The following is a 23166-nucleotide window of genomic DNA, read 5'->3' as shown; positions in this document are numbered from 1 at the left end:
GCCTGATTGGCTTGGTACAAACGCAACCCGCTTGCATCGGGCCGCAATCAACGCCGGTCACTGTTCGGTGAAATTCTGGACTGGATGCTGGCCCCGTTGCTGATACTGTGGCCCATGAGCATTGGCGTTACTTATCTGGTGGCCAAATCGATCGCCAACGATCCCTTCGATCACATTCTTGACGACAAAATTACCGCCTTGGCCCAAGAAGTTGCGGCCCAATCCCCCACCGGTCAATTTGAAATTCCCAAAGAAGCCATTGAAATTTTACTGGCCGATGGCACCGACCAGTTGCGTTTGCAAATTGTCGGCAAAACCGGCGAATTCCTGTTGGGCGACGAACGCACCCTGCCCATTCCGCAACGCGAGGCCCGGCAAATTGGCGTGGTGAATTTTCGAGACATTGTGGTGAACGGCGAAGATTTCCGCGCAGGCCATTTGTGGATTGAACTGCCCGCTGCGGGTGAAAACCGTTTCATGCTGATTCAGATTGCGGAAACCCTGGGCAAGCGCGACAGCCTGGCCAATGAAATCATCAAGGGTGTAATTTTGCCGCAGTTCGTGATCCTGCCGTTGGCCGTGTTGCTGGTGTGGTTTGGCTTGTCGCGAGGCATTGCACCTTTGAACACCTTGCTCGAAATTATTCGCACCCGCAAGCCAGACGATTTAAGCGCCCTGCAAACCAAAGACACACCCGAAGAACTGTTGCCAGTCATTACCGCATTGAACGAACAACTGGAACGGCTGGAGCAAACCATCGACACGCAAAAACGCTTTGTCGCCGATGCAGCACACCAATTAAAAACACCGCTGGCTGGCCTGCGCATGCAGGTTGAACTGCTCAGCGACGAAACCGATGAAGCGGCCAAACTACGAAGCCTGCGCCGCCTGAAAGTGGGCACTGAACGATCCACACGCCTGGTAAACCAACTGCTTGCGCTGGCGCGAACCGAAGCACCTTCCGTGCTGCAATTTGAAAAACTTGATTTGACCCACATTGCACGCACGGTAACCCGCGACTTTGTGCCAGAAGCCATGAACAAACACATCGACCTGGGCGTGGAAGTGCCCGACCACCCGGTGTACGTGAACGGCCAAACCCTGATGCTGACCGAGATGCTGAAAAACCTGGTGGAAAATGCCTTGCGCTACACCCCGGAAGAAGGCTGCGTGACAGTGCGTGTGGACGACAGCCCGCAGCGCGAGGCCATTGTGCTGGAAGTGGAAGACGACGGCCCGGGCATACCTGCCGGCGAACGCAACCTGGTATTCGACCGTTTTTACCGTGTGCTGGGCACCAGTGAAGATGGCTCGGGCCTTGGGCTGGCCATTGTGCTGGAAACAGCACAACAACACCATGCCAACGTAAACATTCACGACAACCCGAAATCTGCCCACCCTGACCGGCCCGGCACCCTGATGCGTGTCAGTTTCCCGCCGCGCCACCGGCAGCTGGAAGACTGATTGCTTAAAATAGACACTTAACTTTTCAAGAAGCACCCAATGAGATCAAAAGGCAGTGAATGGCAAGCCCCCGAAGACGACAACCACAAACTGGCCAATCTGTGCGGCCCCGTGGATGCCAACCTGCGACAAATTGAAGCGGCCTTGCAAGTAAAAATTTCACGCCGCAACAACACACTGAGCGTAGCGGGCGACAAGGAAAATGCAAAACAGGCATTCATCCTGATCAACCACTTTTTTGAAAAAAGTGACAAACCGGTGACCGCCGACGAAATTCAACTGGCGCTGGTTGAACTGAAAAACACCAACGCCGTGGCCAGCCCAAGAAAAGAAATTCCGACGATCACGGGGGCCGACGAGCCCGTGGTGCTGCGAACAAAGAAAGGGGATCTGCAACCACGCACCGAGCGCCAGAAGGATTACCTGAAGTCGGTGATGGAACATGACCTGACTTTTGGCATTGGCCCTGCCGGTACCGGAAAAACCTATTTGGCCGTGGCATGCGCCGTGGACGCACTTGAACGCGACAGCGTGAAGCGCATCATTCTGACACGCCCCGCCGTGGAGGCTGGCGAACGCCTGGGCTTTCTGCCAGGTGACCTAAACCAGAAAGTAGACCCCTACCTGCGCCCCCTGTACGATGCCTTGTACGACTTGGCCGGTTATGACCGCGTGCAGAAATGGTTCGAGCGCAATGTGATTGAAATTGCGCCGCTGGCCTACATGCGCGGCCGCACGCTAAGCCATGCGTTTGTGATTCTGGACGAAGCGCAAAACACCACACCCGAGCAAATGAAAATGTTTCTGACCCGCATTGGTTTTGGCAGCAAGGCCGTGATTACCGGCGACGTAACCCAGATCGACCTGCCACGGGGCCAACAAAGCGGGCTGGTACAAACCCAACATGTATTGCGCAACGTGAAAGGAATTGCAATGACCTACTTCACCAGCGCAGACGTGGTTCGCCACCCACTGGTGGCACGCATTGTTGAAGCCTACGAACGATTCCACAACCCCGAACGAACCAACACAACAGACACCGATGACGAATAAAGCGCGCACCACCGTCAGCGTGGCCATTCAGTGGGCCATGCACGCAGACCACCCGCCCTTCTCGGAAGTGGACAACAGCCGCATACGCCGTTGGGCCAAAGCCTGCTTCATGGACCGCGCTGAAATAACCATTCGCTTTGTCGGTGAAGACGAAGGCCGACAACTAAACCGCGACTTCCGCGACAAAGACTACGCCACCAATGTGCTGACCTTCCCCATGGACATGCCCGACCTGGGCGCCAATTCGGGCCTGCCGGTGTTCATGGCCGACATTGTGATTTGCCCTGCTGTGGTTGAACGTGAAGCCATCGAACAGCACAAAGACCCGGTTGAACACCTGGCCCACTTGGTAATTCACGGTTGCCTGCATGCTCAAGGCTATGTGCATGAAAGCGACAATCAGGCTGAATTGATGGAAAACCGCGAAATCGAAATTTTAAAACGCTTCAAGATTTCAAACCCTTACGTTACTTCGACCAAAAAATAGTGGCTTTTTGCAGCATCAGGGCTTGACCACTTTTGAAAACTTGGCCATAATCGCGGTCTTCGGTTGAGGGCGAAAGCCTGACAGCGAAATGTGGGTCGTTAGCTCAGCTGGTAGAGCAGAGGACTTTTAATCCTTTGGTCGTGAGTTCGAATCTCGCACGACCCACCACAAAATACAAAAAGCCCGACACCGCAGAAGTGTCGGGCTTTTTACATTGCGCTCAAACTTCCTGTCACAAACACATCTGAATTGCACCCCCGCTTGGTACTAGAACACCACCATTAAAATCTGCGGGGCTTGCCTGATGAAAACAAGAAAAATTCTGGCCATTGGCGTTTTGGCTCTTTTGGCGGCGTGCAACGCCACGGAAGAAACGACCGTTAGCGGCAACAGCGCCACAGCACAGCCGGTCTCCGCTTCAGAGGCCACGCAGTTGTCGCAGTTCTCCATCGCGAATGGCTGCTTCGGATTGCAATCGGCTTTCAGCCGCCAGTTTGTGCAACCCGCTTCGGCACGCTACGCAGCTGGCCCGGCCACATCGGCAGAAGGCTTTACCTTGCGCCCCACCGAATTGGGTAAGTACCTGATTTACGGCAGCGACCGGCAAATGGTCACTGTTCAAGGCGACATCGTAGTGCCCAGCGCAGAACCCACCGATGCCGGTGTGTGGAACGCAAGCTTTGACAAGCAGGGCCAGTTGTTCGGTTTCACCGATTCAGCAGGCCGCTTCCTGGCACTGGATGAAAACAGCGGCCTGGTGCTTGCCACCGCCAGCAACGAGCGCACGCAATTCAAATTAATGCCCGACAGCGATTGCACCCCCTACCCCGAAATGCCCACCGGCATGGAAGGCACGCCCTACACCGGGCGTGGTGAAACGCAGCCCATCATCGGCTTTGCGGACACCCACACACACATGGGCATGTCCAGTGAAATGTCGCTGGCTGGCGATGTAGGCCCCTCGGCCGGTGGTGTGCTGTACGGTGAGGTGGTTCACCGCTTCGGTATTCCGCATGCGCTGGACAACTGTGAGGCATTTCACGGCCCCAATGGCATTCGCGACGCCAACAACATTCTGGAAACCAACCCCACTGGCACCCACCAAACACAAGGGTGGCCCACCTTTGCGGACTGGCCACGCCGCAACTTCCTGACCCACCAGGTGATGTACCACGCCTGGGTTGAACGCGCCTGGCGTGCAGGTTTGCGCGTGATGGTGAACCACGGCACCAACATTGCGTCGCTGTGCCGCGTGGGTCAAACCTATGCGGGCAAGCCTGAAGCAGACTGCGACGACATGAGCGTGGCCACCAAACAGGTGGAATACCTTTACGACGTGCAAGACTACATTGACGCGCAATTCGGCGGCCCGGGCAAAGGCTGGTACCGAATCGTCAAATCACCTGCCGAAGCACGGCAAGTGGCAAACGAAGGCAAACTGGCGGTTGTGCTTGGCATCGAAGTGGCGCAAGTATTTAACTGCGGCGTTACGTTTTTGCCCGATGGCAGTGAAGTGCGCAAATGCGACCAAACCCAGATTGATCAGGAAATCGAAAAACTGTGGGCGCTTGGCGCACGCCATGTGTACCCCTTCCATGACATTGACAGCTCGCTGGGCGGTGCCGGTATTTTCAGTGGCGACGTGATCAACTTCCTGAACTTCCTCGACACAGGCAGCTTCTGGAAAACCACCGAATGCCGCGAATTCCCCGCCAACGAGCCTTCGGTTCGTGAGCCCGGTACCAACATGACCACCGCCGTCCCCGGTAGCAGCAGCAATGCATTGACCAAAATGCTGCTGGAAGCCGTGGGTGGCGTCACGCCTTTGTACCCCGATGGCAAACGCTGCAATGCGCGCACCGTGACAGACCTGGGCATGTATGCGTTGAAAGCATTGATGGAAAAAGGCTTCGTCATCGACATTGACCACGCTGCCTACCACAGCAAAGACCTGATGCTGAATCTGGCGGAAACCATGAACCCGCCCTACCCCATGGCTTCGTCACACGACGCACATGGCGGCTTGACCAGCGACCAGGCCATTCGCATGCTGAAACACGGTGGCGTGATTTACCCCTACAAGGGCAACGGCATCAAGCACGTGGAATTTCTTGAGAAGCTGAAGTTCTGGCGCAACAAAGCCGGTGTAAACGATTCAGTATTGGGCCTGGGCTACGGGGCAGATGCAAATGGCTTTGGTGGGCACCCCGGCCCACGCGGCGGCGACAGCGAACCTGTGCAATATCCATTCACCCTGTTCAGGGGCGACGACTGGGGTTCGCGCTACCAATCACTTCCACCCATGAAAGTAAACCTGCTAACCATTCCGGAAAGCGGCAAGTTCTGGCACATCGACGAAGTGGGCATGGCCCATTACGGCCTGGTGGCCGACTTTGTTGAAGAAGTTCGGCTGGAAGGCGGCGGTGAAGCGCTGGATGCGCTGTACAACAGCGCCGAAGTTTACGTGCAGATGTGGGAAAACGTGTACTACCGAAACAACCCGAAATGAAATATGTTTTGACGGGTGCAGGGCTGCTGCTGGCAGCACCTGCATCGGCATGGGCGCACGCATTCGGTGAACCGGTGCAATTGCCCATGCCCTACGGGCTGTATATTCTGGGTTCGGTTGCGGCACTGGTATTGTCATTTCTTTTGCTGGCCGTTGCAGGTCGATATTCCACGCACCTGCATGCGCATCGGCAACTGCCATTTCCGGCGTGGCCCGGTGCCTGGGTGAATGTTGCACGCGCAAGCGGCTCCCTGATCTGGCTGGTCGCACTGGTGTTTTGTGTGCTTACCGGCCTGCTGGGCAGCAACGACAGCCACCGCAATTTCAACATGACCTTTTTCTGGATCGTGTTCATGCTGGGCGGGGCCTACAGCGCCATGTTGATTGGTGATTGGTACAAGCACCAACACCCCTGGCGTTTTCTGTTGCCAAAAAATTGGGCAGGGCTGTTCCGCTACCCGCGCTGGCTGGGCCATTGGCCAGCACTGCTTCAACTTGCAACGCTGGTGGCGGTGGAACTGTTTTTTCACAGCACGCCGCGCAAGCTTGCCTTGCTGTTGATTGCGCTTGCTGTGCTAAATCTGGGTGGCATGGTGTTGTGGGGCACGCGCCGCTGGTTGCAGCGTGGCGAACCCTTTGCTGTGCTGTTTAGAATTTTTGCGGCTTGCGCGCCGTTGCGCAGAATGGCGTGTGCCGATGGCCACTACCGCTGGCGAATTACCCTGCCGTTTTCAGACCTGCGCCGCCTGCGCTTGTGGCACCCGGCGCAATGCATGTTCGTGCTGTTTTTGTTGTCGTCCACCGCTTTTGATGGCCTTCGCGAAACGCAGCTGTATTTCAATCTTTTCTGGCAAGACCCGTTCGGCATTTTAACCACTGCCTTTGGCCAACACCCCTTGAAAATTTATCCGCAGGTGCGCCCGTTTTTTGTGGTGTGGGAAATTGTGCTGTTGATTGTTTCGCCACTGTTTTACCTGCTGTTGTTTATGGCGTTTCTGGCGCTGGGGCGTTTAATCACAGGCGGCGGGCAAAGCATGGGCCTGTTGATGCGCCATTACCTGCCCAGCCTGGTGCCCATTGCCGTGGTGTACCACGTGACCCACTACTACACCGTGCTGTTCAGCCAGGGGTTAAAAATTCGGGGCTTGGTGTCGGATCCCTTCGGCAGGGGCTGGAATGTGTTTGGCACGGCCATCACAGGAAGGCTGCCCTGGTTGCCCGACATGGCCAACATCTGGAGCAGCCAGGTCATTCTGATTTTGATGGGTCACATTGCTGCCGTGTGGCTTGCCCATCAAGAGGCGTTGAAACTTGAACGCACCACCGGGCGCGCCACACTAAGCCAGTTGCCCATGCTGGTGTTGATGGTGGTGTTCACCAGCCTGGGGCTGTGGGTGCTTGCGCAACCACTGCAAGGCTAAGGAAAATTAACCCGGCAATTTCGTGGTTCGCAGGTATGGCAGTTTGATGTCAATGTTGCCGTACTTGGCCTTGGCTTGTTCGTCATTCAGTGACAAAGCCACAATCACATCTTCACCAGGGGTCCAGTTGGCCGGGGTGGCTATCGGTTTCCCCCAAGTGGCTTGCAGCGCGTCCAGCGCACGCAACACCTCGGCAAAATTGCGGCCGATTGTCATCGGGTAGGTCATGGACAACTGCATTTTTTTGTCCGGGCTGAAAATGAACACCACACGAACACTTGCAGAATCCGCAGCGGTTCGGCCATCGGGCAAATATGCATTGGCGGGCAACATGTCCAGCGCCTTGGACACCTCAAGCGATTTGTCGGCGATGATCGGGAACGATGGGTTTGCACCCGAAAATTTCTCGATGTCGCCTTTCCACTTTTCGTGCTCCGCGACACCATCCACCGACAAACCTATCACTTTCGTGCCGCGCTTTTTCCACTCTTCGCTCAATTTGGCCACAGCGCCAAATTCAGTCGTACACACTGGCGTGAAATCTTTGGGGTGACTGAACAAAATGGTCCAGCTATCGCCAATGAAGTCGTGCAGCATGAAATTGCCCTGATCGGTTTCAAGACTCAGATTGGGTACCACGTCATTAATTCTCAAACCCATTTCGCGCTCCTTTAAAAGTGGTGGCGGGGACTAGCCACCAAAGCCAGTCAACAATGCATCCGTCAGTTGATGCAACCCCCCCAAGGGTACTCGCTTCTTCGGAGTCAATCCATCCGAAAACCCCATTGCACGAAAACGATCCAGCAAACGATTGTCTTTGGACACAATGAACACGGGGACATCCCACGGCGTTGGCTCGCGCGACACGCTGCCCGTGGGTTGGTGGTCACCGATCATGACATACACGGTGTCACGCGGTTCGGGCTGCCTGAAATACCCGGCCAGCCAGGTATTGGTGTAGTTGATGGTGCGCAAATAATCCGGCTTCATGTATTCCCAATTCACAGGCTCAGCCCGCGCACGTGCAGCAGCCTGTACATCAAACGGTTGCGGGCCCAACAGCTTGCGCCAATCGGGTTGGTAAGGCGGCACCTGGTGAAACGGAAAATGACTTGAAATGGTTGGAAAGAACGTGAACCTGGGCTTGGCAGACGCATCACGCGGATAAAGTTGTTCAACACGCGCGGCGGCGAATTGGTCGGGAATTTTCCAGAATCCAAATGCCGGGCCTTCATAACCCAAGGCAGGGCCATTGATGTATTTGTCAAAGCTGTAGTACTCGCGCTCCACCCACTCCCAACCCACGGAATGGTACAAACCAAAGGTTTCATATCCATCACGTTCGAACACATCGAGCAGGGTCGGTCGCGTGGTAGTCAGCAACACATCGTGCTTGCGCGAATCTTTCAGATCAATGCCCGACAACACCGACAAATGTGCCAAATCACTTGCACCGCCAATGGTTGGCGACACATAGAAAGCGGACACCACCTTGCGCCCGCTGGCAAGAATTGCTTTCTCCAGTTCAGCGCGCGTTTGTGCCACTGCGCGTGATGAATCGGCTTGGTCATACAACACCGCACCGTAGGTTTCGAGAAATATCATGCTGACATCGCTGTTGTTCAAGCCGCCCAGCAATTCACCTGCCGGTTTGGCCAGCGCGTCATCCACCACGGTTGTGGGCGGCAACAACCTTGCCGCGCGCTCGGGCACCAGAATGTCGCGAAGCTTCATCGCTTCTTTCCAGTACACGGGCACCACTGCTTTGGACACAAAAGTTGGCTCGTCAGGGTTTTCGGAATAATTCACCACCACCACCGCGCCCAGCAACAACAAGCCACTCCACAACCATGTGGTTCTGGCGGGTTGGTGTACCGCATCGGCCACCACACGCATGGCCACTACCAGCAGCTGGTGATAAGCCCACAACGCTGCAACTGCAAGCAGTACGACCAACACGGTCAGCCACACCGGCAAACCCTGCACAGTGACCCACAGGAATCGAGGCAACTCGGGCATGTCCCAATACAGGTTGACGGGGCGCCCCAACAAATTCGGTACCACCACGTCGGCGTAATGCCCAATTGCCAACAGCAGGTACATTGCGGAAAAAACGCCCAGAACTTTCAACGACGGTTTGCCAAACAAAGCGGCCCAGGCCGACAACACCATCAACAAACACACAAATTCAGGCGAAATACCTGCATCGGGCAGCACATACACGGTGGGCCAGATCGCAGAAAAACACAGCGTTGAATTCAGAAAAATCAGTGCCAGCGCCATGCGCGCAACAAACTGCCACCCCGACACCTCCGGGCGCCTGCTGACTATCAATTTTCCGCCGCTGGGCAGCGCGATATCCGATGAACTCATGGCCATTTCACACAAAAAATGAATCAATAAAAATCAGCTTGTTTCTTCCACCCTTTGCAGGGTTGGCCGACTGGGCAGCGCGCTAAGCATGGACATCACCAAGGCCGCCAAAAACGGCAGGCTTTGCGACACCAGCACCACACACCAGGCCAGGTTTTCTTTTGAATCAAAACCCAGTTTCAAATACACCAGCCCAACCAGACACAACAACACAAACGCCAAAATGGATTCATCACGGGCTGCAGTCATTGCGCGCAACAATGCCACACGGCTTGTCATCTTGGGTGTGCGAATGAACGGTATTTTTCGACCTACAAACAAACCCGACAAAGTGGCCCGGCCAATTGTGTAACTTAAAGAAAGGCCCGCCAGCGTTGCAGCCATGGCGGTTCTGGTATTCGTTTTGACTTGCCACAAATACAGGGTAAACAACTTGGTAATCTTGAACACGAAAAACATGATGGGTACCACGCTGATTAACAAGGGCGGCGCATTGAAGGCTAGGGGGTCAAACAGCATCAAAGCCGACCAGGCAACGGCTAGCACGGTGAACATCAAGTTGAAACCATCGGCGACCCAGGGCAGCCAGCCTGAAAAGAAATGGTACCGCTGGCCTGGATTCAGCTTGTTTTTCTTGAAACCCAACAAATGGCCCGCATGCTCACGCAAAATTTGCATGGCACCGTAAGCCCAGCGGTAACGCTGTTTTTTGTAGTCCGTGAATGTATCGGGGATCAAGCCTTTGCCATAACTGTGGTCAATGTAAACTGCCTCGTGCCCGTGCTCAAAAATTCGCAGGCCCAGCTCTGTGTCCTCGGTGATGGTGTTCAAGCCCCAACGCCCCACATCCTCCAGCACCGAACGCCGAACCATGGTCATCGTGCCGTGCTGGATGATGGCGTTGCGTTCGTTGCGGGTCACCATGCCCAAGTGGAAAAAGCCTTTGTATTCCGCATGGCACAGGGCCTTGAACGGATTGTCCTGACCATCCCGATAATCTTGTGGTGCCTGCACAATGGCTATTTCAGTATTTTCAAACTGTGGCGCCAAATCTTTCAACCAGTGTGGCAACACTTTGTAATCGGCATCGATCACGGCAATCACTTCTGCTTTCTCGCAGGTTTGCGCCAGTGCATAATTCAGGGCACCCGCTTTGTACCCGGCCAATGGCTTGACATGAAAAAAGCGAAAACGCTCGCCAAGCAATTCGCAATGGGCTTGCACTGGCCGCCAGGTGGCCTCGTTCGCGGTGTTGTTGTCAACCACGATCACCTCGAAATACGGGTAATCCAGGCGAGCCAGGGCATTGAGTGTTTCAATCAACATCTCAGGCGGCTCTTCATAAGCAGGAACGTGAACCGACACAAAAGGCTGACACGTGGCGCCCGGCAAACTGCTTGCCACCGACAACAAGCGGCGCCGGCTTCGGTACCACATGGCTTCAGCCCATTCATGGGCTTCAGACAACACAATCACAAACACCCCAGCCACCCCCAACAGCAAAAACACGGAAATGGCCACCGAGGCCCAGGTGTGGTATTGCAAGGTGAAGTCGTAGATCACATAGATGATGAGTGAGGACACCACAAACGCATTGAAGATCAGGAATGTTCGACCACTGTGGCGCAAGGCAGCGCTGTCGATCAGCAACAAAATGGTCATCAACAACGCCACGACGATGGATGCAGCGGCAAGAAGTTTCCATTGTGGAATTGCAATGATGGGTTGCTGCGGTTCAAACTTGGCTGCACGGCCGCTGTTGTACACACCCCAATGCCCGCCAACGCTGCCCTCGATGTCCGACTTCCAGGGTTGGTCAAACGCCTCCATCACATAGTACAGAACACCCTCTTTCTCGGCACGCTGAATGAAACGCCGGAGAAACTTGGCCTGATTGGCCTGGCTGGCATCGGCCTGCTTGATCGATCGACCATGGCTGGGCCAACCCACTTCCGTAATGACAATGGGCTTGCCTGGAAACGTTTGTGCAAGCCGCTGGTAGGTGTCCATCGTGAAATCGACCGCTTGATCCAGCGCAATCCCTTCCCAGAATGGCAACAAATGCACCGCCAGGTAATCCACGTGTTCGGCAAGCTCCGGGTTCTTGAGCCAAATGTGCCAAGGCTCTGCCGTGCTGACAGGAAGATCGGTTTGCGCGCGCACCTGGTCCAGATAAGCAATCATCTGCTGCGCACTCAGGTCTTTGCGCAGAATGGTTTCGTTGCCCACCACCATGCGGACAATGTTGTGCGGTGGGCTGTGGGAAATCTCGACAAGCCTTGCGAGCTCTTTGGTATTGGCGTCTGTATCGGCACTTAGCCAGGCACCCAGGGCCACATTGATGTTGTGCTGTTGGGCCAGGCGGGGAATCTCGCCAAACACGCCCGCCACGGTGTACGTGCGCACAGCCCTTGTTTTGCCTTTCAGCAAGGCCAGGTCACGTGTGATGTCATCCACCGAAGGCTCAATGTTGTCAAGCGGGCTTTGCCCGGCCTGATACGGCGAAAATGCAAACCCCGGTATAACCTTTGTCCAAGGCGGTTCCTGAACAGGCTGGTTGGTGTAACCATAACTTCCTGCAACCAGTAGAACAAAGGCAAACAATACAAAAATAGACGGCATGGATGAAGCTCAAAAAACCAGGTGAAATCCGGAAAACAGATTTACATTGGATTATAGGTTCACCTTTTAGTTGCGGCTGCTTTTTTGTATTCGCTACCCGGCACGTTCTGGTTACAGGGCTCTGCCAAAATTACCGCGAAAAAAAGCTTCCAGCCGCAAAGTCAATGCAAGGTAGGGGTCCCTGCCACCTTCGGTCGGAAAATGAACTTCAGGAATAATATCCATGAACAGGATATTCTTGTGGATGTCGCGCCTGTAGTAGGCCTGCAAAACGTAGTCCTTGACGGTGTTCTCGCCTTTGTTCTCGCCCACCACAATCAGGGCGTAACGAAGCGCGGTGCGCGAATCCAGAATCCGGTTTATTTCTGCAGTTTGGGAAAACACCACCGAGTCCCGCATTTCCTCATATTCAACATAAGTTTGAAAACGCAGTGACAGCTTTTCTTCCAACGGCTTGTTGACATCAAAGTTGGTCCGCGCCTGCAGGCCACGCTGGTTGAACTGCGTCACCCGGCTTAGCGAATTGATTTGCCATTTGCTTTCGCTGAAATTCCATTGCCGCGCGGCGGAATACCGAACATAGGGGTCCAGTGGCGAGCCAAACTTCACCCCCAAACCCAGGCCTTGAACCCAGGCTTGAGTGGGGTCTTTCGAGGATCGTTGCTCCAGCCCCACGGCGGAATTGTTGGTGTCGAAACGCTCACCGCCACGCACCTCCCGAATGCCCTGCTCAGTCAGTCGACCCAAAGGTTCTTCAATGTCGCTTTCGATAATCAGGCGCAATCGTTTTTTGGTGGTGGGCAGATCCACACGAAAACGCACGCTGGGGTCCAGCTTGGATTCACCGGGTTGCAGGCGTTGATCCAGGGCCACGCGCAGAAAAGACTGGTTCTCGACAAAAAAACTGTCTTCGGTGCCAAAAAACTGGTCAAGGTTTCGGGCTGTGTTGTCCACAAAACGGGTCAGGTCGTAATGCACCGGCTCGAACCGATCTTGAAGCCAAACAGGCAAGTCACTGTCGGCGTTCTCGGCCCTGGCCTGAACAGCGAAGAAAAAACACACAACCCCCAACACAAGAACTGCGTATCGTTTGCTCATGAATCGATCAATACGGTGGTTGATGCTGCGTTCAAAACTTTCTCCTGAACGGACTGCCGACATAACGGGAATACTCACCACCAATGTACGCGCTAACACTCGCCGGTGTAAGCCCCCGAATCAAGCGATAAACGTGTGAAAACCCGATGAGTTTACTGGATGACAACCCCATAGTGAGGGATAAAAAACGCCGGAATTTCTCACCCACCCCCAGTTTCTCGTAGCATATGAAAATTACCGATTTATCCGGACAACAGCATGAAACCCGTAATTTTCTGCCTTGAAGATTTTGAGATGCACCGCTTTGTACTGGAAACACACCTGACACGCCTGCTGAAGGATCGGGTCATAGTGCGTTACTTTCGCAGCCTGGCCCAATTGAAGGCATCGAACAGCAACTGTCAACTGCTTATTTCAGACCTGAATGTCAGCGACTCCAAAGCGGAAAGCACTGCACAATTTTTGCTTGACTACTGCGAGCACACACCCGTCATTGTTCAATCTTCCGACCCGGATCTGCCAGAACAACTTGAAATGAAGGCCCCAGGCCGTATTTACGCGGCAGAAAAAGGTGGGCACGGTCAACGATTTGCAGATGCGATTGAACACTTCATGACGCGTATGGAACAACAAGTGCCCTGACTGGACAGCATGGCGTGTAACCAAACTGACAAGTGACGCGAATAGCCTTGGGCGGGCTGTTGAACTTGTCAGGCCCGCGGGCACTCCAACTTCCACTCCATTCCATTCCATACTGAATCCATCATGCTGAAAGCCACCCGACGTTTTTTCCTGCTGTTTGCCCTTTTCTTCAGCACCACTGGCTTTTCAGCCGATTTTGATCACAACTACAGTGCCTGGAATACGCTGCTGCAGAAGCATGTGAAGTGGTTGCCAGACAACAAGCAATCGCGCGTGGACTATGGCGCCTTTCTCAAAGACCGCGCAGCCCTGAAACAAGTGCTGGACCAATGGTCAGCGGTAAGCCAAACGGAATTCAATGCATTCAACAAAAACCAGCAAATGGCATTTTTGATCAATGCCTACAATGGTTTCACCATTGAACTGATTTTGACAAAGTACCCGAAGATCAAGTCCATCAAAGAAATTGGCGGCGTGTTCAGCAGCCCCTGGAAACAGGAATTTTTTACCCTTTTGGGAAAGAAGCATCACCTGGACTGGATTGAGCACGAGCAACTGCGCCCCCGCTACAATGACCCCCGCGTGCACGCAGCCGTGAATTGCGCCAGCATTGGTTGCCCTGCCTTGCGCAACGAGGCTTTTACTGCCCCCCAATTGAACTTGCAACTGAACGATGGCATGCGCCGCTTTGTGGCCGACCCCAGCCGCAACCGTGTGAAGAATGGCGAACTTCAGATCAGCCCGATTTTCAAATGGTTCGCTGAAGACTTTGAGAAAGGTCATCAAGGCTTCAAGGAAGTGAAAGATGTGTTTGCCAAATGGGCGAAGGACATGAGCGACTCACCGGAAATAATCGATAAAATCGCATCCAAATCATTGCCAATTGTGTATACCGATTACGACTGGTCACTCAATGACACTCAATAACGTTTAGTGAACCGCCAGAAAAACCGCCCTGCCGCGAGACAACACACCCAACATGCCACATCCAAAAACACTGCTGCTGTTCAATTACGACTGGGACGAACAAGGCGCAAAACGACTTCAGTCCAATTGGCCCAGCGTGGTATCCGGGTTTGACCTGTTTACATTCCCAAGCAATGCGCGTCTGGTTTGGTTCGACACTGAACGATTTGTGGCCAAGGCCGCAGTGCTGGCCAAACTGACCGGCGCCAAAGCCGTTTCATCCAATCACGAGCAGTTCGGCGCGTTGTGTGCTGCCCTGCTGGCAGAAAAAATGGGGTGGCCCGGCACCCCGGTGAAAGCCATTCTGGCTTGCCAACACAAACTGTATGCCCGCGAAGTTCTTGAACAGGTTGCCCCTGAAGCAAATCTGCCATTTTCCCGGCTTGATGCAGCCTATGGCGGCCCCGTGCCCAACAACATTGAGTACCCGCAATTTGTAAAACCCGTGAAGGCGGCTTTCTCGGTGTTGTCCAGGCAAGTGCGCAGCGAACAGGAACTGCACGCCCACACACGCTTTGGCCCTTGGGAATTGTGGGTCATCAAGCATTTGGTTGAACCCTTTGAGCGCGTTGCCAAAAAACGCCTGCCAGAAGCGGGCACTGCCCACAGCCTGATGCTGGAAGCCCCCATGCGCGGCCGCCAGTACAACCTGGATGGTTATGTGTGGCGCGGCCAGGTCCGAAAGCTGGGTGTGGTCGACGAAGTGATGTACCCCAACACCGACGCATTCATGCGCTTTGAATACCCCAGCAAATTGAATAATGACGTGCAGGATCGTGCGCACGACATTGCGCGGCGGTTTCTTGAAGCTGTCGGGTTTAACCACGGCCTGTTCAACATGGAATTTTTCCACGATGAATCCAGCGACAAAATCACCGTGATCGAATTCAACCCGCGCATGGCGTCGCAGTTTTCTGATTTGTATTTGCGTGTGGATGGCATCGACTTGCATGAAATAGCATTCGCACTGGCCCACAATGTGGACCCCGCCACCCTGGGCAAAGCAGCGCCCACGGCAGGGGCGGCGGCCAGCTTTGTGTATCGGTCGTTTGAACAACACGCTGCAGTGGGCTTTCCCAGTTTCATGCAACGCAACAGCTTCTGGAAGACATTTCCCGATGCGTTGTTGTTTGAATACCCCAAAGACACCAAAGAACTGCAGCGCGATTTCAAATGGCTGCGCAGCTACCGCTACGGCATCATGCACCTGGGTGGCGAGAATGCACGCCACTTGCGCATGCGCTGTGAACAAGCCAGCGCCATATTGAGTTGGCCCACACCCTATTTCGAGGATGCGCGGGAAATGACCATGGACACAATTCCGGATTCAGCGGAACTGTTTCCGCGCGCGCAGGTCAGTTCATCGACTTGAATCAATTTTAGTACAGGAGAATGGTTTTGAAATTTTTACGCACACACAAGGCACTGATCGCAGGCAGTTTGATTATCGGCCTGAGCGGTTGCGGCGCAATGACCGCACAAAACCCGGCCAGCGACCTGAGCCCGGTCAACGCAGCGGAAATGGAAGGTGCGGATCGCCTGATGCTGTTTGGTGCAGACGTGGTGGCTTACTTCACACAAAATGCCCATGTGCAGGGCAATGCCCAATACACCAGCAAATATCAGGATGTGGACTTTCATTTCTCAAGCGCGGAACACAAAGCGATGTTTGATGCGGAACCCGAAAAATTCATGCCCCAGTACGGCGGCTATTGCGCCAACGGCATCATGTTTGGTATTCCGTGGGGCGGCAATGCCAGCGACTTCAAAGTAGTCGGCGGCAAGTTGTATATCTTTGGTGGCAAAGTATCACAAGCTGCGTTTGAACTGGAACTGGAAAAGAATATCGCCCTGGCCGATGAATACTGGGAACAGGAAGTGAAAGGCAACAACAGTTTTATTCAGCGTGCCAAACGCTTGGTAGTGCGCGTGCCGCATTACAAGAGCGGTGAAGAACAAGCCGCCGAGGTTCAGGCAGCAGGAAAAACAGGAACCTGACCCCCGGAAGTTGAAATCCTTTTTGGGACCAGATTGATCAACACACCACACGTGTTAATTCATCAATCTGGTTCGGCTGAAGTAGCTAAGTACATCCACCAACGCCACCAGAACCATCATCGACAACAACACGGTGCCGGTTTCGGCCATCTGAAAAAGCCCCATGTGATACGACAACATTTGCCCCAGTCCGCCTGCGCCCACCACACCCAGCACAGCGGCTGCGCGAATGTTGTTTTCCCAGCGGTACAGGGTATAGCTGATTAATTGCGGCAATACTTGCGGAAACGTGGCATACCAAAACACCACCACTGAACCCACACCCCGTGCGCGCAACGCAAATGCGGGTTGGTCTGTCGCGTTTTCAATACTTTCCGCAAACAAACGCCCCAACACCCCCGTGGTGTGCAAGGCCAATGCGAAAGTGCCTGCGAATGGCCCCAGCCCTACTGCGATCAGCAACAAGGCGGCCCACACCAATTCGGGAATGCTGCGCAACACATTCAAGACACCACGGCTTAAGGTGCGCCAACGCGCGGGGTCTTCTGCATAAGTTTTGCTGGCGGGCAAAGCCCACAGCAAACCAAAAATGGCCGCAAGCAAAGTGCCCAATGCGGACATGGCCAGGGTTTCAACAGTGGCCCAGGCTACTTTGGCAACAAATGCCGCTTCAAAATTCGGGCTCAGCAGTTCGCCGATGAACTTGCCCATGCGCGCCATGGCATCCATGGATGCAAAACGCTCCCACTGCAGGTCCAGGCTCCAGAAACTTAGCGCCACCAACACGAGCAAACCGAACACCATCCAGCAAGACTTGCAACGCGCGTCGAACATTGGTGTTGGCAATTTCGGGGCAGAATCATTCATGGGTGTGCTCATGCCAGTGCGCTCCGCAACCAACTGCTGACACGGTCAGCCAACCAGACCAGAAATACGAACACCAGCAACATGGTGCCCACTTCGCCACCGGCAAACATTTTCATGGACGAATCCAGCTGTTGACCCAAACCGCCCGCCCCCACAAACCCCAATACGGCCGAAGAGCGAATGGCACATTCCCAGCGGTACACGGTGTAGCTGGCCAATTCCGCAGCATTCTGGGGCAAGGCGCCATAAAAAAATGCCTGCAAACGACCGCTGCCATTGCGCAACAAATTTTGCGACACATGGACATCGCCCGATTCCAGAATATCGGCATACACCTTGCCCAACATGCCGCCGTAGGTCAGCGCAATGGCCAACACCCCCGAGGTGGGGCCCAAGCCAACCACCCGCACAAACACCAGCGCCCAGATCAATTCAGGCACACTGCGCAGCACAATGGCCACCCAGCGCACCAGCTGGCGAAGCCCCGCAGGTATGGGGCCCATGCGACCGGAAATGGCGGAAATGGAAATGACCCGCACCGACAACAAGGCAATGGGAACGGCCAGCAGCCAAGCCAGGGCCAAGCCTGCTGTAGCAATGGCCACTGTGCGCCATGCCTCTTTGGCCACCATAGTCAAGAATTCAGGATCAGTTTTCGGGGGGACCATGTCGCCCAGAAAATTCAGTGTAGGGCGAAGGTTGTCCTCGTCCAGCAATATCCAGGGACGAAACTCGGTGAGCTGAAACATCGGCCACACCAACACAATGGCAGCCAAAAACCAGAACACCCGCATGGACCACGCCGGATCCCGCAGTGCAGGGTTTTTGCTGCTTGCAAACACACTACTCATCCGTTCACCTGCAATTCATCGCCACTGGCGCGGGTTTTTTCTGCGTCGGCGGGCGTTCCGGCGCGGGGCCAGTCAGTTCATCCAGATGCTGGGCATACAAATCAATCAGTCGTTGTTCCGTTACTTCGCTGGCGGGTAGGTCAAATACCACTTCACCGTCACGCAAACCAATAATTCTTGGAAAATGCTTCAGTGCCATGTCCACCTGGTGCAGCGTGGAAATCAAGGTAGCGCCCTGCTCCCGTGCAACTTCAGCCAGGGTTTTCATGGCTTGTTCCGCCCGCGCGGGGTCCAGGGCAGACAAGGGCTCGTCCACCAGAAACATGTTTGCGCCCGACACCAAACCGCGCGCCAGACCGACTCGCTGGCGTTCACCGCCGGAAAGCCTGTCAACCCGCTCGAACAATTTCTCGGACAAATCAAAACGCGCCAACGCTGCATGCGCAGCACCCGTGTCAATGGGGTAAAACAAACTTCGCAGGCTGGTCCACAAGCCCATGTGCGGCAACTTGCCCGCCAACACCGCCGTAACCACGCGTTGCCGCGGGGGCAAAGGTGGCACTTGGGGTGCCAAAAACAAATTGCGGCGAACATTGCGAAGCCCGCGTTTGCCCAAGCCCCAGGGGTCGGTGTTGTCGAGCAACACCTTGCCACCTGCAGGTTCAAGCGCGCAGGCCAACAGGTGCAACAAGGTCGTTTTCCCGGCACCGGAAGGACCGATGATGGCGACCTGCTCGCCTGCCTGCACTGAAAAACTGACGTTCTTCAGCGCGGGGGGCGTGTCGCGGCCAGCCGCCGGGTGGCGGCCAGCAATTTGCTGCAGTTCAATGATCACTTCAGCAGGCCCGCCGCACGTGCGGCGCTTTCAATGCCGGCATAGTTATCCACTTTGGTGGGAATGAATTTGGTTGCGCGTTGCAATTCAAGAATTTCCTTGCCTTGGGGCGTTGACGGATCCAGCGACAGGAAAGCGTCCACAATCTTCTTGCGGGTCTCCGCTGGCACACCGCTGTGTACGGTCCAGTTGTAATCGTAATACGCCGGGGTGGTGTAAATCACGCGCACCTTGGCAGGGTCTACTTTTTTATCTGCAACAAACTTTTCCCACACGGAAATGTTCAATGCGCCTGCATCCACTTTGCCAGCGGCCACGGCGGCAATGGTGGCATCGTGCGCGCCAGAAAACGACACGCGTTTGAAATCTTTGTCCGGGTCAATTTTGGCCACGGTGTTCAGGTAGCTACGGGGCATCAAATGCCCGGAGGTGCTGGAAGGCGATCCGAAGGCAACGCTTTTGCCTTTGAGGTGGCTCAACGACTTTACCTTGGGGTTGTTGGTGATGAAGACCGATTTGAATTGCTCGTCTTCAGCACGTTGAATCAGCGGGATTACCTGGCCATTGGAGCGTACATTGGCCTGAACAAAGGTGAAACCGCCAAACCAGGCCATGTCCACTTGTTTGTTTGCCAGCGCTTCAACAGAGGCGGCGTAATCCGTTACGGGTGTGTACTCGACTTTCATGCCGAGTTTTTCGGAAAGATATTTCATCAAAGGAGCGGCTTTGCGGGCCAGTTCGGTGGGGGATTCGTCCGGTATGGCTGTGACTCTGAACACTTGTTCCGCATGCGCTAATCCGGCCAAGCCGATCATGGCGCAAGTCATCAAACATTTAAAAGTACGGGAGGGGGAAAAGCTGATCATTTTAAGCTCCTTGTTCGTTAAAACACCGTCGCCAGATGACGGGAATTTAAGTATAGGTGAGAAAATAAGGCACAATCCTTGTGTAGACTCGTGGCAGCTTTTTGATTACTGCCCATTTCATTATTACGCTGACGAAATATGACACCCACCCCACAGTTCATCCAGATTTACCAAGGCCAGACCGAGCACATTCGCGAAGAATTGCTGAGCGGTTTGCGCGCCACCAAGGCGCATACCTCGCCAAAGTATCTGTACGACGAACTGGGTTCGAAGTTATTCGAAGCCATCACCTGCATCCCCGAGTATTACCCCACCCGCACCGAAGCGCTTGTTTTCAGCGTGCATGGCCACGACATGGCCAAACATGTGACCACCGGGTCGGCGTTCATCGATTTGGGAGCGGGCAACTGCGAAAAAGCAGCAAAACTATTCAATGTGTTTCACCCCACGCGATACATTGCAGTGGACATTTCCGTGGATTTTTTGAAAGGCGCGCTGGAATGTTTGCAGCGCCAGTTTCCGGAATTGGAAATGGCGGGCGTGGGCATGGACTTTTCCAGTGAACTGAACCTCCCTGCAAGCCTGGCCCTGAACCCGGCGCAACCACGGGTGATGTTTTACCCCGGCTCCAGCATTGGCAACTTCACGCCTGAAGAAGCACTGCTGTTTTTGAAGCAGGTGCATGGCGTGTGCGCGAACACCGAAGGGGGCGGCCTGTTGATCGGCGTTGACCTGGTGAAAAGCAAAGCTGTGCTGGAAGCTGCATACGACGATGCGCTAGGTGTTACAGCCGCGTTTAACCGCAACATGTTGCTGCACTTCAACACGCTGGCTGGCACCAACTTCCAGCTGGAAGACTGGAAGCACATTGGCCTTTACAACACGGAACTGAACCGCATTGAGATGCACCTTGAAGCACTGCGGGATGTGGTGGTGACCTGGGACGGCGGCGAACGGCCGTTTGTAGAAGGCGAGCGCATTCACACCGAGAATTCCTACAAGTGGACCCTGACCGGGTTTGAGGATTTACTGACACGGGCTGGGTTTGTAGCGTGCAAGGCGTACACCGACCCTGAGCAGAAATTTGCGGTGTTTTGGGCGAAAGCTTAAGCGCCTGCTCGGCGTGGGTTACTTGATTCCGCACTGAAAACCGCTTCCGAGTTACCTGAACTGGCGGCCCTTCAACGCTGCGGAACCATGATTTCTGAAGCGGGCACTTCAGACCACTTTCGGCAGGGCCATTTCCAGTAGCCAGGGGCACCCCACCAAATCGCTTCAATTGTGACCGGGTTATTTGCGCGAATGTGCACTTCGTCGACCACGCTACCCTGCGGATAAAAATACTGATTCTTGTCGGGGTGATTGGCGAAACCAAGCGACGCGAGCGCCTCGCCGTTCACTGTTGGCGATCCTGTGAATGAATACACCAAATCTATCCAGCCTAATTTGTCGTTATGAACCCTTACATCGAAAAGTTGAACTTTGTCTGATTGAATATTTCGGGGAAGCCATCGATTCCAAGATTCCGGATATTCACTTCGATTGGTCAAGTCCACGAAATCAAAATCAGCCCGTTTCAACAGCACATGTACGTATTGGATTGAGGGCGCAACCTTAAATGGTTTGGTGAGTTTAAATTGCTTCCAATCTGGCCCCAATTGAATTGGCCCGGCAATTTTGGCATCTTGTGGCGACTGAGTTCGCAGCCAACACAGTGGATCCGCCATGACCAAAGAAGGGATCAAAGCCAACAAAAAAAGTCCAACAAGAAGCGGCCAGCAACGGCTCATGACTTAAGCGCCTTAACAAATTTAAGTGTCTCACTTTTCACCAAACCACCGGGGCTAACCGCATGTGCCGGGTGTCTTGTTACAAACAAACCTGCCATTTCAAAAGCACGAACTATTAATTCACTGCAGTAAAATTGATTGTCATGCTCTGCTTGATCCTTCAATACATCGTCAGCCACTTCAATCAACACTGTGGCGGGCAACAAACGCTTCACATTCGAACAGCCTGAACTGATTGCAGACCGAACAGCGCCCCGAAAATCATAAGGCCTACCATCAAACTTCATGACAGCACTACAAACCTTCTCAGCATGAAAGTGCGTTATACCTCTGTAACGGAACAAATCAACCTTGGTTGAACCGTTTAACACATCTGACAATGCAACACGGGCGACCCCATATTGAGGCGTTGCTTCAATGCAGAAATGATTATTGAGCACAAGAATGGCGTGACTGTATGTTGCACAGGTTACCCCCTGAATACCCCTAGATTGAAGGTTACTGGAATTTGTGACAATGATGTCGGCTGCTTGAATGGTTGAAAGCATGCTGGTTCAGCGCAAGGGAGAATCAATCAAGGGTGTGACCGTAGCACATCAAACAAGAGGGGGGAAAATACTTAAACCTGCGAGGTGGATGTTATCCCCCGCCACGAAACGCCAGAAAACCACATGACCACCAGTGCTTTTAGGTTCCTTGCCCCACACACTGTCGTGAAGTAAAGTGTTGGCTGACTATTGCACATTACGAAACGCATCCCTAGCCATGAAATTCTTAATGATGAGTTCATGCCTTTCTTCAACCCGAGCATTCCTTTGGAGCGAGCATGAGCGGTGGCCAACCGAGCCCATACGAATTTAGTGAAGCGGACACGTGCCGTGAATATGTAACACCAGCCATTCAAGCCGCTGGTTGGGGCAATAGTCCTTTTGAAATTGCCGAGCAACGAAGTTTCACCGACGGTCGCATTGTGCTTAGTGGTCGCAGTGCAAAACGCCGTGAAAGCAAACGGGCTGATTATTTGCTGCGTTGCCGCCGGGACTTAACCATTGTCGTTGTGGAAGCAAAGCCATTCAAAACCCCAGCTGGTGACGGTTTACAGCAAGCCAAAAACTACGCTGAGATTCTCGGACTAAATTTTGCCTATGCCACCAATGGCAGGGAAATTATTGAATTCGACTTCCTGACAGGCATTGAACGAAAAGTTGACCGCTACCCTACACCGGATGAACTTTGGTTACGCCACACAACGGGCACGGCCTTGGCAAACAGAAGTGGCCCGGCAAAACTGAACAGTTGAGATAAGTACAAATTGGGGTTTTTA

General features: G+C 54.0%; 21 protein-coding genes and 1 tRNA gene. 12 read left to right on the top strand and 10 right to left on the bottom strand.

From position 1 onward, the window contains the following. The first annotated feature begins 6 nt into the window (after positions 1–6). From V7028_RS02975 to V7028_RS02950, 6 genes are all read left to right on the top strand, one after another. Positions 7–1464: a sensor histidine kinase gene (locus tag V7028_RS02975; protein WP_334118621.1), complete on the top strand. Its 1458-nt coding sequence runs from the start codon at positions 7–9 to the stop codon at positions 1462–1464. A gap of 39 nt (positions 1465–1503) precedes the next feature. Beyond that, a complete protein-coding gene (locus tag V7028_RS02970) occupies positions 1504–2517 on the top strand; it encodes a PhoH family protein (RefSeq protein ID WP_334118620.1) in 1014 nt (337 codons plus the stop codon). Beyond that, on the top strand, positions 2507–3004 hold the full coding sequence (gene ybeY / locus V7028_RS02965; RefSeq protein ID WP_334118619.1) for an rRNA maturation RNase YbeY: 498 nt from the start codon (positions 2507–2509) through the stop codon (positions 3002–3004). Before V7028_RS02970 ends, ybeY begins: the two co-directional genes overlap by 11 nt. Before the next feature lie 92 nt (positions 3005–3096). Next, positions 3097–3172 (top strand) — tRNA-Lys (locus V7028_RS02960). Positions 3173–3308: 136 nt separating this feature from the next. Then, on the top strand, positions 3309–5513 hold the full coding sequence (locus tag V7028_RS02955; protein WP_334118618.1) for a peptidase M19: 2205 nt from the start codon (positions 3309–3311) through the stop codon (positions 5511–5513). Further along, positions 5510–6934: a hypothetical protein gene (locus V7028_RS02950; RefSeq protein ID WP_334118617.1), complete on the top strand. Its 1425-nt coding sequence runs from the start codon at positions 5510–5512 to the stop codon at positions 6932–6934. Before V7028_RS02955 ends, V7028_RS02950 begins: the two co-directional genes overlap by 4 nt. Positions 6935–6940: 6 nt before the next feature. Here V7028_RS02950 and V7028_RS02945 read toward each other — a convergent pair whose 3' ends face one another. The 4 genes from V7028_RS02945 to V7028_RS02930 form a co-directional block, all read right to left on the bottom strand. Next, entirely contained in the window at positions 6941–7594 is a 654-nt protein-coding gene (locus tag V7028_RS02945) for a peroxiredoxin (protein WP_334118616.1), read from the bottom strand. Between the two features lie 30 nt (positions 7595–7624). Further along, positions 7625–9307 (bottom strand): sulfatase-like hydrolase/transferase, encoded by a 1683-nt coding sequence (locus V7028_RS02940; protein WP_334118615.1) that lies wholly within the window; start codon positions 9305–9307, stop codon positions 7625–7627. Between the two features lie 33 nt (positions 9308–9340). Beyond that, positions 9341–11929, bottom strand: a complete 2589-nt coding sequence (locus V7028_RS02935) for a glycosyltransferase (protein ID WP_334118614.1) — start codon at positions 11927–11929, stop codon at positions 9341–9343. Between the two features lie 111 nt (positions 11930–12040). Beyond that, positions 12041–13090, bottom strand: a complete 1050-nt coding sequence (locus tag V7028_RS02930; RefSeq protein ID WP_334118613.1) for a hypothetical protein — start codon at positions 13088–13090, stop codon at positions 12041–12043. A 195-nt stretch (positions 13091–13285) separates the two neighbouring features. Between V7028_RS02930 and V7028_RS02925 the strand changes: the two genes are divergently transcribed. The 4 genes from V7028_RS02925 (at position 13286) to V7028_RS02910 (ending at position 16633) form a co-directional block, all read left to right on the top strand. After that, entirely contained in the window at positions 13286–13669 is a 384-nt protein-coding gene (locus tag V7028_RS02925; RefSeq protein WP_334118612.1) for a hypothetical protein, read from the top strand. A 123-nt stretch (positions 13670–13792) separates the two neighbouring features. Then, positions 13793–14596 carry a DUF547 domain-containing protein gene (locus V7028_RS02920; RefSeq protein WP_334118611.1) on the top strand — a complete coding sequence of 268 codons (804 nt, stop codon included), beginning with the start codon at positions 13793–13795 and terminating at the stop codon, positions 14594–14596. 52 nt (positions 14597–14648) lie between these two features. Beyond that, positions 14649–16007 (top strand): ATP-grasp domain-containing protein, encoded by a 1359-nt coding sequence (locus V7028_RS02915; protein ID WP_334118610.1) that lies wholly within the window; start codon positions 14649–14651, stop codon positions 16005–16007. Between the two features lie 26 nt (positions 16008–16033). Continuing rightward, positions 16034–16633 carry a YHS domain-containing (seleno)protein gene (locus V7028_RS02910; RefSeq protein ID WP_334118609.1) on the top strand — a complete coding sequence of 200 codons (600 nt, stop codon included), beginning with the start codon at positions 16034–16036 and terminating at the stop codon, positions 16631–16633. A 54-nt stretch (positions 16634–16687) separates the two neighbouring features. On the opposite strand, the gene phnE is transcribed toward V7028_RS02910, so the two are convergent. From phnE to V7028_RS02890, 4 genes are read right to left on the bottom strand one after another with little or no spacing between them, the layout of a single operon-like run. Further along, complete coding sequence (gene phnE / locus V7028_RS02905) at positions 16688–17512, bottom strand: phosphonate ABC transporter, permease protein PhnE (protein ID WP_334118608.1); 825 nt, start codon at positions 17510–17512, stop codon at positions 16688–16690. Then, positions 17509–18351 carry a PhnE/PtxC family ABC transporter permease gene (locus tag V7028_RS02900; protein WP_334118607.1) on the bottom strand — a complete coding sequence of 281 codons (843 nt, stop codon included), beginning with the start codon at positions 18349–18351 and terminating at the stop codon, positions 17509–17511. Before V7028_RS02900 ends, phnE begins: the two co-directional genes overlap by 4 nt. Positions 18352–18355: 4 nt before the next feature. Next, complete coding sequence (locus V7028_RS02895; protein WP_334118606.1) at positions 18356–19186, bottom strand: phosphonate ABC transporter ATP-binding protein; 831 nt, start codon at positions 19184–19186, stop codon at positions 18356–18358. After that, the gene (locus tag V7028_RS02890) at positions 19183–20052 is read right to left on the bottom strand and encodes a putative selenate ABC transporter substrate-binding protein (protein WP_442918671.1); all 870 of its coding nucleotides are present in this window, start codon (positions 20050–20052) and stop codon (positions 19183–19185) included. The genes V7028_RS02895 and V7028_RS02890 overlap by 4 nt, the downstream gene beginning before the upstream one ends. Positions 20053–20190: 138 nt before the next feature. On the opposite strand from V7028_RS02890, the gene egtD reads away from it, so the two are divergent. Further along, positions 20191–21162 (top strand): L-histidine N(alpha)-methyltransferase, encoded by a 972-nt coding sequence (egtD, locus tag V7028_RS02885; protein WP_334118605.1) that lies wholly within the window; start codon positions 20191–20193, stop codon positions 21160–21162. 71 nt (positions 21163–21233) lie between these two features. Here egtD and V7028_RS02880 read toward each other — a convergent pair whose 3' ends face one another. Beyond that, on the bottom strand, positions 21234–21842 hold the full coding sequence (locus V7028_RS02880; protein WP_334118604.1) for a hypothetical protein: 609 nt from the start codon (positions 21840–21842) through the stop codon (positions 21234–21236). Then, positions 21839–22390, bottom strand: coding sequence for a hypothetical protein (locus V7028_RS02875; RefSeq protein ID WP_334118603.1), 552 nt, complete (start codon positions 22388–22390; stop codon positions 21839–21841). Before V7028_RS02875 ends, V7028_RS02880 begins: the two co-directional genes overlap by 4 nt. 278 nt (positions 22391–22668) lie before the next feature. Between V7028_RS02875 and V7028_RS02870 the strand changes: the two genes are divergently transcribed. Next, the gene (locus tag V7028_RS02870) at positions 22669–23142 is read left to right on the top strand and encodes a type I restriction enzyme HsdR N-terminal domain-containing protein (protein ID WP_334118602.1); all 474 of its coding nucleotides are present in this window, start codon (positions 22669–22671) and stop codon (positions 23140–23142) included. Positions 23143–23166 lie beyond the last annotated feature (24 nt).

The organism is Limnobacter sp. (genome assembly GCF_036846585.1).
Lineage (GTDB): Bacteria > Pseudomonadota > Gammaproteobacteria > Burkholderiales > Burkholderiaceae_B > Limnobacter.
This window is presented reverse-complemented; position numbering and strand designations above follow the sequence as displayed.